Below are 13,319 nucleotides of genomic sequence, written 5' to 3'. Positions count from 1 at the left end.
GCTTGGCTTGACGCATTCGACAGCAGGGCTTGAGGAGAGGAGGCGGCCACGTCGGACGACAGGCCGCGTTCGATCGGTGGTCCGATCAGCCGGTCTGATCGGTGATCCGGGAGGTCATCATCGACAGCTTGGGAAGACTGTCCAGACTGATTGCGGTGATTTCTTCGGCGGCCTCGAACAATGCCGCTTTGAGAGCCTGCATACGCTCTTGGGTCAAGCGAACGCTTGGGCCGGCTATGCTGATCACGCCGATGACGTGTCGCTGCGAATCGAGGATTGCGATAGCCATCGCCGCCGCGCCAATTTCAAAACTCTCGTCAACTGACGCATAGCCTTGATCACGTGCGAGCTGCAGGTGTTTAAGCAGCTGGTCGATCGTAGTCGCCGCGTTGGGCCCATATTCACCGGCTTTGGCCAGGCCTTGACGGTAAACCAGCTCCAGCGCGCGTTCGTCACTCAGACAGCTCAACCACGCAAGCCCCGATGCTGTACAGCAGAGTTTGGCTTCGGCACCGGCATCAGGGTCGTAGCGAAGCCCGGAGCGCGTGCCTTGCGCCTTGGAGATCCACACCAGGTTGTCGCCATCGACAATGCTCAAACGCACCAGTTCGCCAGACACACGGGCAAGGCGTTCAAGGATCGGTTTGGCGAGGTCGACGATGTCGCTCTGGGACAGGTGCTTCAGTGCAAGCGATACCACCTTGAGGGCGAGAACATAATTACCGTGCTGAGGGTCTTGGCGCACAAAACCTTGTTCAACCAAGCAATTAAGCATGCGGTGAGTGGCGCTCGGCGGAATGTCCAAGGCTTCGGCAACTTGCTGAAGAGGCAGCCCGGTGCGTTTCCCGGCCAATAGCTCAATAGCGTGCAGGCCGCGTTCCAGCGCATTGCTCATAGTTGTTCCTTGATGTGTGAGAGATGAGCTCCCGTAGAAAATGCATTGAAGGCTACCCATGACGCGTTGCAAAAGAAAGGGATGCCTATATTGACGCCAGCGTACAGGGGCCGCCAATCAGGGGTTATGTGCACGCTGTTAAGGCCTCAGATGCTGAAAAACTTCCTGTAGCAGCCCAATTGCTCACTCAGCATGTAGCTGCCTGGATGCACAGGGTGCCCCAGCGCTTGCGCCTCGCTTAGCAGGCGAGTCTCAACGGGTTGCATGATGATGTCTGCCACCAGCGTTCTGGGGGCCAGGGCAGCCAGATCAACAGGAAGCGGGTCTTCATCCGAGAGCCCTAACGGCGTTGCGTTGATAACGATATCGGCTAGCCCGAGGTGCTGGCGCTGAGCGACCTCACATCGCCCCGGCCAATGTTGGTCCAGCCTGGAGAGCAGTGCATCGGCTTTGACGGTATCCGGTTCTTGCAGAGATAACTGGCCGATTCCTGCTTGCAGTAATGCGACAGCAATCGAACTTCCCGCACCCCCACCTCCGGCCAGTACGACACGCTTGCCGGCCAGCGCGTACCCCTTGCGCTGCAGGCCCAGGACAAACCCTGTCCCGTCGAAGTTGTCAGCTTCCCATACGCCTTGTTCGTTGCGCCGCAATGCGTTGGTGCTGCCGGAGACCTGGACGGCAAGGCTGACCTCATCGGCAAATTCGCGAGCGGCAAACTTGTGAGGAATGGTGATCAGCATGCCCGAGAAATTTTCCATCGCTTGTAGGCCGCGTATTACCGTCGCGAGCTGTTCAGGCCGGGCATGCACTGCAATCATCACCGCGTCCACAGCTTGCTCAGCGAATACCTTGTTGAGCAGCTGCGGGGCCTTCACTTGCTTTACCGGGTCACCTACGACCGCAAAGATTCGGGTATTGCCTGTAGGGCTGGGTATCAACAATTGGGACATTGAGTTCTCCGTGGGTATGCCGCGCCAGCGTTGCAGCACAAACCTATCACACGGATATCGGAATATCATTCCATTTAAGAAATAGATTCCTTTTGGGTGGGCAAATGTGGATAGCGAAGAGTGCCAGGCAATGCCGGGGTCGCATTGCCTGAGCGCGATCTGTCAGATCTGCATTGCCATCCCGTCCACATTCATCGCCGCCTGGCGCAAGGCCTCGGAGCGGGTCGGGTGTGGGTGGCAGGTGAGGGCGATGTCTTCTGCCGAAGCCGAAAACTCCATGGCTACGCAGAACTCGCCGATCATTTCGCTAACGCTCGGGCCCACCAGGTGCACGCCCAGTACTTCATCGGTGTTGGCATCGGCAATGACCTTGGCGAAGCCTTCGGTCTCGTGGTTGATCTTGGCGCGGCTGTTGGCGCTGAAGGGGAACTTGCCGACCTTGTAGGCGCGCCCTTCGGCCTTGAGCTGTTCTTCGGTCTTGCCCACACTGGCCAGTTCCGGGCGGGTATAGATGACGCCGGGGATGAGGTTGTAGTTGACCTCATGGGCCTTGCCGGCGATGCGCTCGATGCACGATACCGCTTCATCTTCGGCCTTGTGCGCGAGCATTGGGCCAGAGGTGACATCGCCGACCACCCAGATGCCGGGCACCGCACTGCGGTGGTGGTCATTGCTCAGCATGCCGCGCTTGTCGGTCGAAAGGCCCACGCTTTCCAGGTTCAGGCCCTGGGTGTACGGGCGGCGGCCGATGGCCACCAGCACATAGTCGGCTTGCAGGGTTTGTGCGTCGCCACCGGCGGCGGGCTCCAGGGTCAGGCTGACGCCATCGGCCGACGGCGTGGCTTGTGTCACCTTGCTGCCGAGCTTGAAGCTCATGCCTTGCTTGGCCAGGGCCTTTTGCAGGGTCTTGGCGGTTTCTTCATCGGTGCCCGGGCAGATGCGGTCGAGGTATTCGATGACGGTGACCTGGCTGCCCAGGCGGCGCCAGATCGAACCCAGCTCCAGGCCGATCACGCCGGCGCCGATGACGATCAGGTGCTTGGGAACCCGGGGCAGGGACAGTGCACCGGTCGAGTCGATGATGCGTTGGTTGTCGATGGTCACGCCTGGCAGGGGTGTGGGTTCTGAGCCGGTGGCAATGACAATGTCCTTGGCCTGCAGCGTGGTTTCGCTGCCGTCTTCGGCCTTGACCACGACCTTGCCAACGCCATCCAGCCTGCCCCAGCCCTTGACCCAGTCAACCTTGTTCTTACGGAACAGGTACTCGATGCCCTTGGTCAGGCCGGTCACGCTCTCGTCCTTCTGTTTCATCATCTGGGCGAGGTTCAAGGTCGGCTTCACTTCGATGCCGAGGTGGGCAAATTCATCGCCGCTGGCGGCCTCGTACAGCTCGGATGCATGCAGCAGCGCCTTGGATGGCATGCAGCCAACATTGAGGCAGGTGCCGCCCAGGGTCGAGCGGCCTTCTACACAGGCAACACTCAGGCCCAGCTGGCCTGCACGGATTGCCGCGTTATAGCCGCCAGGGCCACCGCCGATGATCACCACGTCATAGGATTTCATGGGTTCCACTCCAGGATGAAGAAGCGCGAGAGGGGCACAAGGTTAGTCTGTGTGCTTAGAATTGTATACAATCTGCGTGTTTTTCATGTCGGTTGGTTCTAGACCATCGTCGCGTTTAGCCCAAAATCTGCAGCTATGAACTACCCTGATTCCGTGGCGTCCGAATTTATGAGGCGTGGCGCCCCGTTACCTGAAGGGAGGGTCATTGATGCTTGCGCAACTTCCACCTGCGTTGCAGAGCCTGCATTTACCTTTGCGTCTGAAGTTGTGGGACGGCAACGAGTTCGATCTTGGGCCGAGCCCGCAAGTGACGATCCTGATCAAGGAGCCTCAGCTGATCAGCCAGTTCACCCACCCAAGCCTTAACGAGCTGGGTGAGGCCTTCGTTGAAGGCAAGCTGGAGCTCGAGGGCGATATCGGCGAGGTTATTCGCGTGTGCGACGTACTCAGCGAGGCCCTGCTGAGTGACGATGACGACACGACGCCACAGCGTATTGCCCATGACAAGGACACCGACGCCGAAGCCATTTCCTATCACTACGACCTGTCCAATGCGTTCTACCAGTTGTGGTTGGACCCGGACATGGTCTACTCCTGTGGTTACTTCCGTGAGCCGGACAACACGCTGGCCCAGGCCCAACAGGACAAGTTCGACCACCTGTGCCGCAAGCTGCGCCTGCAGGCGGGTGACTACCTGCTGGATGTGGGCTGTGGCTGGGGCGGCCTGTCACGCTTTGCCGCACGTGAGTATGGGGCCAAGGTATTCGGTATTACCTTGAGCAAGGAGCAGCTCAAGCTGGCCCGTGAGCGGGTGAAGGAAGAGGGGCTGGCCGGGCAGGTCGACCTGCAGATTCTCGACTACCGAGACCTGCCCCAGGATGGCCGTTTCGACAAGGTGGTCAGTGTCGGCATGTTCGAACATGTCGGGCATGCCAACCTGCCTTTGTATTGCCAGAAGCTGTTCGGTGCGGTGCGTGAAGGTGGCCTGGTCATGAACCACGGCATCACCGCCAAGCATGTGGATGGGCGACCGGTAGGGCGGGGGGCGGGGGAGTTCATCGACCGTTATGTCTTCCCCCACGGCGAGCTGCCGCATCTGTCGATGATCAGCGCCAGCATTTGTGAGGCGGGGCTTGAGGTCGTCGATGTAGAAAGCCTGCGCCTGCATTACGCCAAGACCTTGCACCACTGGAGTGAGAACCTGGAAAACCAGCTGCATCGTGCGGCGGCCATGGTGCCGGAAAAGACCCTGCGCATCTGGCGGCTGTACCTGGCCGGTTGTGCCTACGCCTTCGAGAAGGGCTGGATCAACCTGCACCAGATATTGGCCGTGAAACCTTATGCCGATGGCCGCCATGACCTGCCATGGACCCGTGAGGATTTGTACCGCTAGGCTGAGTGTTTCACGTTCGACCACACATGCCAGGGGCCGCTATGCGGCCCCTGGTTATTAGTGCCTGTTAAAGAATCGGCGAGATCAACCGAGCAATCCGCATCCCAAGTTGTTGCAGGCGATGGGTATCCAGGCTGTCCTCCGCAGTAATCTCCCGAGCCTGCTCGAAGTCGTTGGCCAACATGGTTTGCACCTGATCGGCAAATGCACGGTCCACCGTCAGCAAGGTGATCTCGAAGTTCAGGCGGAACGAACGGTTGTCCAGGTTGGCACTGCCGATCGCGCTCACATCGTCATCCACCAGCACCACCTTCTGATGCAGAAAGCCTGGCTGGTAGCGGAACATGCGCACACCGGCGCGTACCGCTTCGAAGGCAAACAGGCTGGAGGCGGCATAGACGATCCGGTGGTCGGGCCGTGACGGAATCAGGATGCGAACATCCACCCCCCGCAGCACCGCCAAGCGCAAGGCGGCGAACACAGCCTCATCGGGGATGAAGTAGGGGCTGGTGATCCACACCCGACGCGTAGCCGAATGGATCGCTTCAAGGAAGAACAGCGAGCAGGTTTCCTGCGGATCCGCTGGCCCGCTGGCAAGCGCCTGGCACAGTACGCCGTTCTCCGGGTAGGTGTCGGGCAGGATCAACGGTGGCAGTTGGCGGGTTGCCCAATACCAGTCCTCGGCGAACGACTCCTGCAAGCAGGCCAGCACGGGCCCACCGATTTGCACGTGGGTATCTCGCCAAGGCGACAGTTGCGGATGCGCACCCAGGTACTCATCACCCACATTGTGCCCGCCAATGAAACCGACCAGGCCATCCACCACCACGATCTTGCGGTGGTTACGGAAGTTCACCTGAAAGCGGTTGAACCAGCCACGGCGCGTGGCGAAGGCATGAATCTCCACACCACCCGCTCGCAGCACCTGGCTATAGCTTGCCGGCAAAGCATGGCTACCGACCCGGTCGAAGAGGACGAACACTTTCACCCCTTCGGCCGCTTTGCGCAGCAGTAACTGCTGTAGCGCTTTGCCCAGGTTGTCGTCGTGAATGATGAAAAACTGTACCAGCACCACTTCGCGGGCTTGATTGATTGCGGTGAAGATGGCATCGAACGTCGCTTTACCATCGATCAACAGCTTTACCTGGTTGTTCGCCAGGCAGGGCATGCGTCCGAGCTTTGGCATGGCACGCAACGCAGCATAGCTTTCGGACTCGCGGGCGGTGAGCGCCTCTTCTACCCATGGGCGCCAGTTGAGGTTGGCCATGGCCACGTGCATTTCCTGGTTGGCCTGGCGCCGTGCCTTGATGTAGGCATAGAAAGAGCGAGCGCCGAAGATCAGGTAGGGGATCAAGGTCAGGTAGGGAATGAAGACCAGTGGCATGGCCCAGGCAATCGCACCTTGGGCGGTACGCACGGTGAACACTGCATGCAGTGCGGCGATGATGCCCAACAGGTGAATCAGGCCGAGCACATAACCGAAGAAGTAGGGGCTGTGGTAATCCATATGCATCCTGCTTGCCGAGTACACTGTGGGTAACAGAACACGTTCCCGGTCCGGCTTGCAACCTGCAGGTGGATTTGGCGTCTAAGGCTCAGCCCGGCCCGTTGGCCGGTTTATTCCAGGAGCGTTTGCCCATGAAGATTCGTCTGCCACTGTTGGCGTTGGCCCTTGGCCTGAGCAGCCCGTTGGTGCATGCACAGATGTTGCAGCCCGGCTTGTGGGAGCTGACCACCAGCAACATGCAGGTCGATGGCAAGCCGTTACCCGACATGGCGTTCATGCTCGGCCAATTGAAGAACCTGCCGCCGGAGCAGCGCGCCATGATGGAGGGCGTGTTGGCCAAGCAAGGGGTGACAGTGGGGGGTAATGGGGTGCGCTCGTGCCTGACGCCAGAGCAGGTGGCAACCAATGATATTCCGCTGCAAGACCCTAAGTCGGGCTGCACGCAGCAGATTACCGACCGCACTGGCAACGTATGGAAGTTCCAGTTCAGTTGCCCCAAGGCCCAGGGCACTGGCCAGGCTACCTTTCTGAGTGACAGAGAGTTCACCACCCAGGTCAGCGGTACGTTCAATGCGTCGGGTGTGCAGCAGCAAGGCAGCATGAACACCCGTGCGGTCTGGCTCAGCAATGACTGCGGGGCGGTCAAACCGCGTAGCTGATTTGCCACTGCCATTGGCTGGTGGCGACTGCGTCGTGGGCATGCAGGCTCTCTGCATGTTCCACGCGCAGCTTGAAGGCAGTGGCCCATTTCAATTGTCGTAACGACTGGTGCAACCGTCGTGCGGCGTCTTCGCAGAACATCAAGTTCTGTCCGTTGGCCAACGCGAACGCTTGTTCATCTGCACGCTTGACCGCAGTTTGCACGGCAGTTCCCAGGCTGGCCTCCACACGGTTGATCAAGTCGGTCACCGGCAGCTCCAGCACGTTGCTTTTCAAGCGCACGTGAATTTGCGCGCTACTGCGCTGACTATGGGGCGTCGCCACGATGCCCTGGCTGCTACCAAGCCACGCCATCACCCTGTCCTTATCCACCTGCTGCTCGGCAAAATCCGCCTGGAATTGTTGTTGAATCAGCTGCCTTGCAAGCGCAGCCGAACAAGGGCATGTGGATGAGTAGGGCACGGAAACAAATAGTTCCACGTGGAACATCTCACTTTCTATGCGTGCATCGAGAGTTACTGGATAGCTTTTCCAGCCTGCCAACGGGCTGACCAAGGCCGGCCGTTTAAGCAGGTGGTCGAAGGACACGCGTAGGTAGGCCGCAGAGGAGAGCCCTTCATGGCTGTTCAGAAAATCAGCCAATAGCTGACGAATAACCAGCGCGGTGAGTGGCTGACCTTCCAGTGATTCAAGTGCCAGGTAAAGGCGCGACATGTGGATGCCGCGTGAGCTGCCGTCCACCAGGCTGACACCTGCGTCGACCTTGGCTGCGGCGATACGGCCCTCGAATTGCACTGGCAAGTCAATGCCACACATGCCCACCCAGTCCAGCGGTAAGGCGTGCTGCTGGGCTTGGCTGGCGATATCGGGAAGCTTGAGCTGGGTCATGGGTAATTCCAAATGAAAAGGCGATCAGCGGCAACCGCCGAGCAAGCTGCAGTGCAGGTTGAAGCGCTGCCCGCTGGAGCTGGAAACACGGTTCAAGGTGGTCCATCCGATGCGGCGGCTATAGCCCACCCACGCTTCGCCATCGCTTGCCAGGCCGGTGTAGAAGGTCAACGTGCCGTAGCGGCTGTTGGTTTGTGCCCACAAACGGCGGCTTTCGTAGTCGTACCCACGTAGATAAAACGTGCTGCCTTCGGTGCGCACGCTGTAGTAACTGCCCTTGCCGTCCTGGCAGGCCAACAGGGTTGCGCTGCGGGTGCACAGCGCCAACGGGTTGCCCTGTGGCATAGCCGACAGTACCGATGGCACAACCAGCAATAGCAATAACACCGCACGCGACGGCTTCATATTTCATCTCCGGGGCGCATTCATCCGACGAGAACAGCTTGGCGAAATTGTATTGTTACTTTATAACATTATGCAATGCATCGTTTCGAATGCCTTCGCCTGAAGAGGTTTCGCCATGTCCAACCGTCTCCCCGTTACCGTTCTGTCCGGCTTCCTTGGTGCCGGCAAGAGCACCCTGCTGAACCATGTGCTGCGTAACCGCGACAACCTGCGAGTCGCGGTGATCGTCAACGACATGAGTGAAATCAACATTGATGCCAGCGAGGTTCAGCGCAACGTCAGCCTCAACCGTGCTGAAGAAAAGCTGGTGGAGATGAGCAATGGGTGCATCTGTTGCACGCTGCGTGAAGACCTGCTCGAGGAGGTTGCGCGGTTGGCTGAGGAGGGGCGCTTCGATTACCTGCTGATCGAGTCCACCGGGATCTCGGAACCGTTGCCGGTGGCCGAGACGTTTACCTTTCGCGACGAGCAAGGCCGTAGCCTCTCCGACATGGCGCGCCTCGATACGATGGTCACCGTGGTCGATGGCCTGAACTTTCTTCGCGACTATCAGGCGGCAGACAGCCTGGCCAGCCGTGGCGAAACCCTGGGTGAGGACGATGAGCGTTCGATCAGCGACCTGCTGATCGAACAGGTCGAGTTCGCCGATGTGCTGCTGTTGAGCAAGATCGACCTGATCGGCCAGCACGAACGGGAAGAGCTGATCGCTATTCTGCGCAGCCTCAACGCCAGGGCGCAGATCGTGCCCATGGTCATGGGCGAGGTACCGCTGGCGCGTATCCTCGATACCGGCCTGTTCGACTTCGACCAAGCCGCGCAGGCGCCCGGCTGGTTGCAGGAGTTGCGCGGCGAGCACGTACCGGAAACCGAAGAATACGGCATCGCCGCCAGCACATGGCAGGCTCGGCGTCCGCTTCATCCACAGCGCTTTTTCGACTTTATCCACACCCCTTGGACCAACGGTAGGCTGCTGCGCTCGAAAGGTTTTTTCTGGTTGGCCAGCAAGTATCAAGAGGCCGGCAGCTGGTCGCAGGCAGGTGGCATGATGCGCCATGGCATGGCTGGCCGCTGGTGGCGATTCGTGCCGCGTGAACAGTGGCCACAGGATGTGGATAACACGGCGGCAATACTGAAAAACTGGGCCGTCGAGAGCGGTGACTGCCGCCAGGAGCTGGTGTTCATCGGGCAGAATATTGACTTCGAAAAGTTATCCACAGAGCTGCAATCATGCCTGTTGACGGATGAAGAAATGGGCCTGGGGCCGATGGGCTGGCTGCGCTTGCCAGATCCGTTCGGTCCTTGGCACGAGGAGGCGGCAGCATGATCGTCGCACACAAGCCTGTGGATATCTTTCAGGTGTCGGGTGACTCGCCGCAAGTACTGACCGAAGTTCTGCAGGACAGTGTGAACCTGGCGGTATGGCGTCGGCGCATGCCGGCTCAACTGGAGGATTTCGCCCAGCTGGTCGTCAGCCTTGATCAACCCCTGGCTGACCAGCGGGTAGTCGATGTGGACGAACAGCAGGCACCGGCGTTACCGGGCTTGTTGCATGAAACCGCAGACTTGCAGGGTTATGAGAGCTTTGTCGCCGACGTGGCCTGGCTGGTGGCCGCCTATACCTGCCTGCTCGGCGCACGACGGTTGGGCTTGCGCCTGCGCGTGCTGGATGCACCGATGTGCCCGCGCTTTCATGTGGACCACGTGCCGCTGCGCTTGCTCACAAGCTACGCGGGGCCGGGCAGTGAATGGCTGCAGGAAGGTGCGATAGGCCGGCGTGAACTGCACCAGGCAATGCCTGCTGTGGATAACATTCAACGGCTGCAGGCGGGCGATGTGGCCGTTCTCAAAGGCGAAAAATGGCGAGGCAATGAGGGCGCCGGGCTGGTGCATCGCTCGCCATCCGGGCACCAACGGCGCTTGCTGCTGAGCCTTGACTGGTTGGCGTGACGGCGCATAGTGAGGCCTACCTCCAGCCCGAAGTCATGCCATGTTGCAGAACATTCCTACCCACGTGATTGCCGGCCCACTGGGCGCCGGCAAGACCACATTGATCCGCCATTTGCTGGCGCAGCGCCCGCCTGACGAACGTTGGGCCGTGTTGATCAACGAATTTGGCCTGGTGGGGCTCGACGCTGCGCTACTCAGCCGCGATGAAGACGGCATTGCCATCGGCGAGGTCGCAGGGGGCTGCCTGTGCTGTGTCAACGGCATGCCGTTTCAGGTTGGCTTGGGCCGGTTGCTGCGCAAGTCTCGGCCTGATCGGCTGTTCATCGAGCCCTCCGGCCTCGGCCATCCCTTGCAGCTACTCGCCCAACTCAAGCAGGCCCCTTGGGCAGGAGTGCTGACAATCCAGCCGCTTTTGATGGTTGTGGACGCACAGAAAATGGCACGGGGAGAGGCCCTGCCTGAGGCTCAACTGCAGGCTTTTGATGCTGCCAAGGCTGTGGTTTTCAACAAATCAGAGGCTGTGGATGAATATCATAGGTTGTTGATAACTAAGAAATTTAATGAAAAAGATATCCTATGGGCCAGCCACGGAAACCTGCCACTTTCGGTGCTTCCCGTTTCATCCACAGGGGCTATTTCCACTGAATATGTGGATAACAGGATTGTCGACAATCTTGGAAATACCCCCGCAGCCCTATGGAATAGGCCCGATGAGCCTATCTGCCTGGTGCAACAAGGTGAGGGGGGCTGGAGTATTGGCTGGCGCTGGCATCCGAGTCGACAGTTTTATCCACAGCGGATTCGGGCGTTTTTACACGGCTGGCCATGGCTCCGCGCCAAGGGAGTTATCCACACTGCGCAAGGCTGGCAATCATTCAATGGGCTTGAGGGCGTGCTGCCGGACTGGCAGCCGAGCGACTGGCGCAGAGATACGCGCATCGAGCTGATTTTTGCTCAAGCTCAACCGCAACCGGCTCTGCAGGCCGGTTTGAGGGAATGCCTTGGCGTCTGATCAGTTGCGCCAGCGGTTATGCTCTTGGCGCCACTGCTGCATCTCGATGACATTGTCGGTGCGCGGCGGCGTCTTGATCTCGAACGGGTAGGGCGCCAGTTCGATCTGCACGCTGTGGGCACCGAACTGGGTCACCGTGCCTGGGTGGCGTTGCTCGCCGGTGACGGTGAACTCGAAGGCGTAGATCCGCGCCAGGCGCTTCTTGCCGTTGGCATCACGAACAAAGCCGAGGCGCTTGAGGGCGACGGCATCGTCCAGCAGTTCGAGGTCGAGCTTGGCGCAATGCTGCTTGACCCGCTCCAAGGCTTTTTCGCGCAGCCCATGGTTATGCCACAACCAGGCGCCTGCCGTGGCTACCAGCATCAGGACGAAGACATTCTCCAGGGTCAACATTTGCATATGCTCCAAACAGGTCGAACCAGCTTAACTGCGTCCCTGGCCTGTCGTACAGGTGGCAATCGAGTTCATACTGCGCTGCGCACAATCCTTGAAACAGCTTTGGAAATCTCCCGCATGAAACGTACCCCGCACCTGCTCGCCATCCAGTCCCACGTGGTGTTCGGCCACGCCGGCAACAGCGCCGCGGTGTTTCCCATGCAGCGTATCGGGGTCAATGTCTGGCCGCTCAATACCGTGCAGTTCTCCAATCATACTCAGTATGGCCAGTGGGCTGGCGAAGTGCTTGCTCCCGCGCAAATTCCTGCGTTGGTGGAAGGTATTTCCAACATCGGCGAACTGGGCCACTGCGATGCGGTGCTGTCTGGCTACCTGGGCAGTGCTGAACAAGGGCGGGCGATCCTGGCTGGTGTCGAACGCATCAAGGCGGTGAACCCCAAGGCGTTGTACCTGTGCGACCCGGTCATGGGCCACGCTGAGAAAGGCTGCATCGTGCCGCAGGAGGTCAGCGAGTTTCTGCTGGAGGAGGCGGCCGCCAAGGCGGACATCCTTTGCCCTAACCAGTTGGAGCTGGACAGCTTCTGTGGCCGCCGCGCACAGTCGCTGGAAGATTGCGTGCAGATGGCGCGCAGCCTGCTCGCGCGTGGGCCGCAGGTCGTCGTGGTCAAGCACCTGGCCTACCCGGGGCGCGCCGAAGACCAGTTCGAGATGCTGCTGGTGACGGCCGAGCAAAGCTGGCACCTGCGTCGCCCGCTGCTGGCATTTCCGCGTCAACCGGTGGGGGTGGGCGACCTGACTTCGGGCCTGTTTCTGGCCCGTGTGTTGCTGGGGGACAACTGGCTGCAGGCGTTCGAGTACGCTGGCGCTGCGGTACATGAAGTACTGCTCGAAACCCAGGCCAGCGCCACCTACGAGTTGCAGCTGGTGCGGGCCCAGGATCGCATCGCCCACCCGCGCGTGCGCTTCGAGGCGCAGCGCCTGGCGTACTAGTTGGCGTCGGTTTTCAGGTCCTGGTAGCGCTTTTCCAGCTCTTGGCGGATCTGCCGGCGCTGCTGGCCCTGTAGGAACCGGCGCTTTTCCTCGCTGCTGTGGGGCTGGCGCGGCGGCACCGCTACCGGGCGGCGGCTGTCGTCGACTGCCACCATGGTGAAGAAGCAGCTGTTGGAGTGACGCACGGAGCGTTCGCGAATGTTCTCGGTCACCACCTTGATGCCCACCTCCATCGAGGTGTTGCCGGTGTAGTTGACCGACGCAAGGAATGTCACCAGTTCGCCGACGTGCACGGGTTCGCGGAAAATCACCTGGTCGACCGACAAGGTCACCACGTAGCTGCCGGCATAACGGCTGGCGCAGGCATAGGCCACTTCATCCAGGTACTTGAGCAGGGTGCCGCCGTGCACGTTGCCGGAGAAGTTGGCCATGTCCGGGGTCATCAGGACGGTCATGCTCAGCTGGGCGTTTCCAGGTTCCATAGTGTGCTCACGGTGTGGTTGCGCTGAATCGGGGCGGGTATCTGCTGACACTTCTGTTTCCCCTCTTTGAGTTTGCCTTCCTGGTACGGGACGTTGGCTGACGCTCCGTCGTCACGCTGATCACGCCATCGGCAGCGCTTAACCTGCCGATCTGTTTCTACATATTGCACCGACGTTAAGCCGCGGGGTGCGATGTTAACCTGAGTACGCCCATGCAACATGGGCTTT

The 13,319-nt window shown here is 59.9% G+C and carries 14 protein-coding genes; 6 read left to right on the top strand and 8 right to left on the bottom strand.

The annotated features are described in order from the left end of the window. Positions 1-85 precede the first annotated feature (85 nt). The 3 genes from LJX93_RS26920 to lpdA all read right to left on the bottom strand — a co-directional run bounded on the left by LJX93_RS26920 (position 86) and on the right by lpdA (position 3,411). Positions 86-895 carry an IclR family transcriptional regulator gene (locus LJX93_RS26920; protein ID WP_033702422.1) on the bottom strand — a complete coding sequence of 270 codons (810 nt, stop codon included), beginning with the start codon at positions 893-895 and terminating at the stop codon, positions 86-88. 146 nt (positions 896-1,041) lie between these two features. After that, positions 1,042-1,848 (bottom strand): shikimate dehydrogenase family protein, encoded by an 807-nt coding sequence (locus tag LJX93_RS26915; RefSeq protein ID WP_156309985.1) that lies wholly within the window; start codon positions 1,846-1,848, stop codon positions 1,042-1,044. Between the two features lie 162 nt (positions 1,849-2,010). Continuing rightward, positions 2,011-3,411, bottom strand: a complete 1,401-nt coding sequence (gene lpdA / locus LJX93_RS26910) for a dihydrolipoyl dehydrogenase (protein ID WP_227696615.1) — start codon at positions 3,409-3,411, stop codon at positions 2,011-2,013. Positions 3,412-3,619: 208 nt separating this feature from the next. Between lpdA and cfaB the strand changes: the two genes are divergently transcribed. Continuing rightward, positions 3,620-4,804: a C17 cyclopropane fatty acid synthase CfaB gene (cfaB, locus tag LJX93_RS26905; protein WP_033702420.1), complete on the top strand. Its 1,185-nt coding sequence runs from the start codon at positions 3,620-3,622 to the stop codon at positions 4,802-4,804. A gap of 67 nt (positions 4,805-4,871) precedes the next feature. Here cfaB and cls read toward each other — a convergent pair whose 3' ends face one another. Then, positions 4,872-6,311 carry a cardiolipin synthase gene (cls, locus tag LJX93_RS26900; protein ID WP_227696614.1) on the bottom strand — a complete coding sequence of 480 codons (1,440 nt, stop codon included), beginning with the start codon at positions 6,309-6,311 and terminating at the stop codon, positions 4,872-4,874. Positions 6,312-6,442: 131 nt separating this feature from the next. On the opposite strand from cls, the gene LJX93_RS26895 reads away from it, so the two are divergent. Next, complete coding sequence (locus tag LJX93_RS26895; RefSeq protein WP_227696613.1) at positions 6,443-6,970, top strand: DUF3617 domain-containing protein; 528 nt, start codon at positions 6,443-6,445, stop codon at positions 6,968-6,970. Here LJX93_RS26895 and folE2 read toward each other — a convergent pair. Together folE2 and LJX93_RS26885 are read right to left on the bottom strand one after the other, a co-directional pair. After that, on the bottom strand, positions 6,954-7,859 hold the full coding sequence (gene folE2 / locus LJX93_RS26890; RefSeq protein WP_227696612.1) for a GTP cyclohydrolase FolE2: 906 nt from the start codon (positions 7,857-7,859) through the stop codon (positions 6,954-6,956). The genes LJX93_RS26895 and folE2 overlap by 17 nt on opposite strands. Positions 7,860-7,883: 24 nt before the next feature. Beyond that, a complete protein-coding gene (locus LJX93_RS26885) occupies positions 7,884-8,264 on the bottom strand; it encodes a hypothetical protein (protein WP_047582508.1) in 381 nt (126 codons plus the stop codon). A 115-nt stretch (positions 8,265-8,379) separates the two neighbouring features. On the opposite strand from LJX93_RS26885, the gene zigA reads away from it, so the two are divergent. Genes zigA through LJX93_RS26870 form a run of 3 tightly spaced genes read left to right on the top strand, consistent with a single transcriptional unit; the run spans position 8,380 to position 11,223 of the window. After that, the gene (gene zigA, locus LJX93_RS26880; protein ID WP_047582510.1) at positions 8,380-9,588 is read left to right on the top strand and encodes a zinc metallochaperone GTPase ZigA; all 1,209 of its coding nucleotides are present in this window, start codon (positions 8,380-8,382) and stop codon (positions 9,586-9,588) included. Beyond that, the gene (locus tag LJX93_RS26875) at positions 9,585-10,211 is read left to right on the top strand and encodes a DUF1826 domain-containing protein (RefSeq protein ID WP_227696611.1); all 627 of its coding nucleotides are present in this window, start codon (positions 9,585-9,587) and stop codon (positions 10,209-10,211) included. The genes zigA and LJX93_RS26875 overlap by 4 nt, the downstream gene beginning before the upstream one ends. 40 nt (positions 10,212-10,251) lie before the next feature. Next, the gene (locus LJX93_RS26870) at positions 10,252-11,223 is read left to right on the top strand and encodes a CobW family GTP-binding protein (protein WP_227696610.1); all 972 of its coding nucleotides are present in this window, start codon (positions 10,252-10,254) and stop codon (positions 11,221-11,223) included. Here the strand turns inward: LJX93_RS26870 and LJX93_RS26865 are convergent, their stop codons facing one another. Further along, the gene (locus tag LJX93_RS26865) at positions 11,224-11,616 is read right to left on the bottom strand and encodes a DUF3301 domain-containing protein (RefSeq protein WP_033702412.1); all 393 of its coding nucleotides are present in this window, start codon (positions 11,614-11,616) and stop codon (positions 11,224-11,226) included. Positions 11,617-11,736: 120 nt separating this feature from the next. Between LJX93_RS26865 and pdxY the strand changes: the two genes are divergently transcribed. Then, positions 11,737-12,609, top strand: coding sequence for a pyridoxal kinase PdxY (pdxY, locus tag LJX93_RS26860; protein ID WP_033702411.1), 873 nt, complete (start codon positions 11,737-11,739; stop codon positions 12,607-12,609). On the opposite strand, the gene LJX93_RS26855 is transcribed toward pdxY, so the two are convergent. After that, positions 12,606-13,091 (bottom strand): acyl-CoA thioesterase, encoded by a 486-nt coding sequence (locus tag LJX93_RS26855; RefSeq protein ID WP_033702410.1) that lies wholly within the window; start codon positions 13,089-13,091, stop codon positions 12,606-12,608. The genes pdxY and LJX93_RS26855 overlap by 4 nt on opposite strands. Positions 13,092-13,319 lie beyond the last annotated feature (228 nt).

Origin of the sequence: Pseudomonas sp. HN2-3 (assembly GCF_020691745.1) — a bacterium.
In the GTDB taxonomy this organism is placed as follows: Bacteria; Pseudomonadota; Gammaproteobacteria; order Pseudomonadales; family Pseudomonadaceae; genus Aquipseudomonas; species Aquipseudomonas capeferrum.
This window is presented reverse-complemented; position numbering and strand designations above follow the sequence as displayed.

What these genes read in the sequence shown, in the direction of transcription:
- LJX93_RS26920 (WP_033702422.1), bottom strand. Translation starts at nt 895, where the DNA reads ATGAGCAATGCGCTGGAACGCGGCCTGCACGCTATTGAGCTATTGGCC.
- LJX93_RS26915 (WP_156309985.1), bottom strand. Translation starts at nt 1,848, where the DNA reads ATGTCCCAATTGTTGATACCCAGCCCTACAGGCAATACCCGAATCTTT.
- lpdA (WP_227696615.1), bottom strand. Translation starts at nt 3,411, where the DNA reads ATGAAATCCTATGACGTGGTGATCATCGGCGGTGGCCCTGGCGGCTAT.
- cfaB (WP_033702420.1), top strand. Translation starts at nt 3,620, where the DNA reads ATGCTTGCGCAACTTCCACCTGCGTTGCAGAGCCTGCATTTACCTTTG.
- cls (WP_227696614.1), bottom strand. Translation starts at nt 6,311, where the DNA reads ATGGATTACCACAGCCCCTACTTCTTCGGTTATGTGCTCGGCCTGATT.
- LJX93_RS26895 (WP_227696613.1), top strand. Translation starts at nt 6,443, where the DNA reads ATGAAGATTCGTCTGCCACTGTTGGCGTTGGCCCTTGGCCTGAGCAGC.
- folE2 (WP_227696612.1), bottom strand. Translation starts at nt 7,859, where the DNA reads ATGACCCAGCTCAAGCTTCCCGATATCGCCAGCCAAGCCCAGCAGCAC.
- LJX93_RS26885 (WP_047582508.1), bottom strand. Translation starts at nt 8,264, where the DNA reads ATGAAGCCGTCGCGTGCGGTGTTATTGCTATTGCTGGTTGTGCCATCG.
- zigA (WP_047582510.1), top strand. Translation starts at nt 8,380, where the DNA reads ATGTCCAACCGTCTCCCCGTTACCGTTCTGTCCGGCTTCCTTGGTGCC.
- LJX93_RS26875 (WP_227696611.1), top strand. Translation starts at nt 9,585, where the DNA reads ATGATCGTCGCACACAAGCCTGTGGATATCTTTCAGGTGTCGGGTGAC.
- LJX93_RS26870 (WP_227696610.1), top strand. Translation starts at nt 10,252, where the DNA reads ATGTTGCAGAACATTCCTACCCACGTGATTGCCGGCCCACTGGGCGCC.
- LJX93_RS26865 (WP_033702412.1), bottom strand. Translation starts at nt 11,616, where the DNA reads ATGTTGACCCTGGAGAATGTCTTCGTCCTGATGCTGGTAGCCACGGCA.
- pdxY (WP_033702411.1), top strand. Translation starts at nt 11,737, where the DNA reads ATGAAACGTACCCCGCACCTGCTCGCCATCCAGTCCCACGTGGTGTTC.
- LJX93_RS26855 (WP_033702410.1), bottom strand. Translation starts at nt 13,091, where the DNA reads ATGGAACCTGGAAACGCCCAGCTGAGCATGACCGTCCTGATGACCCCG.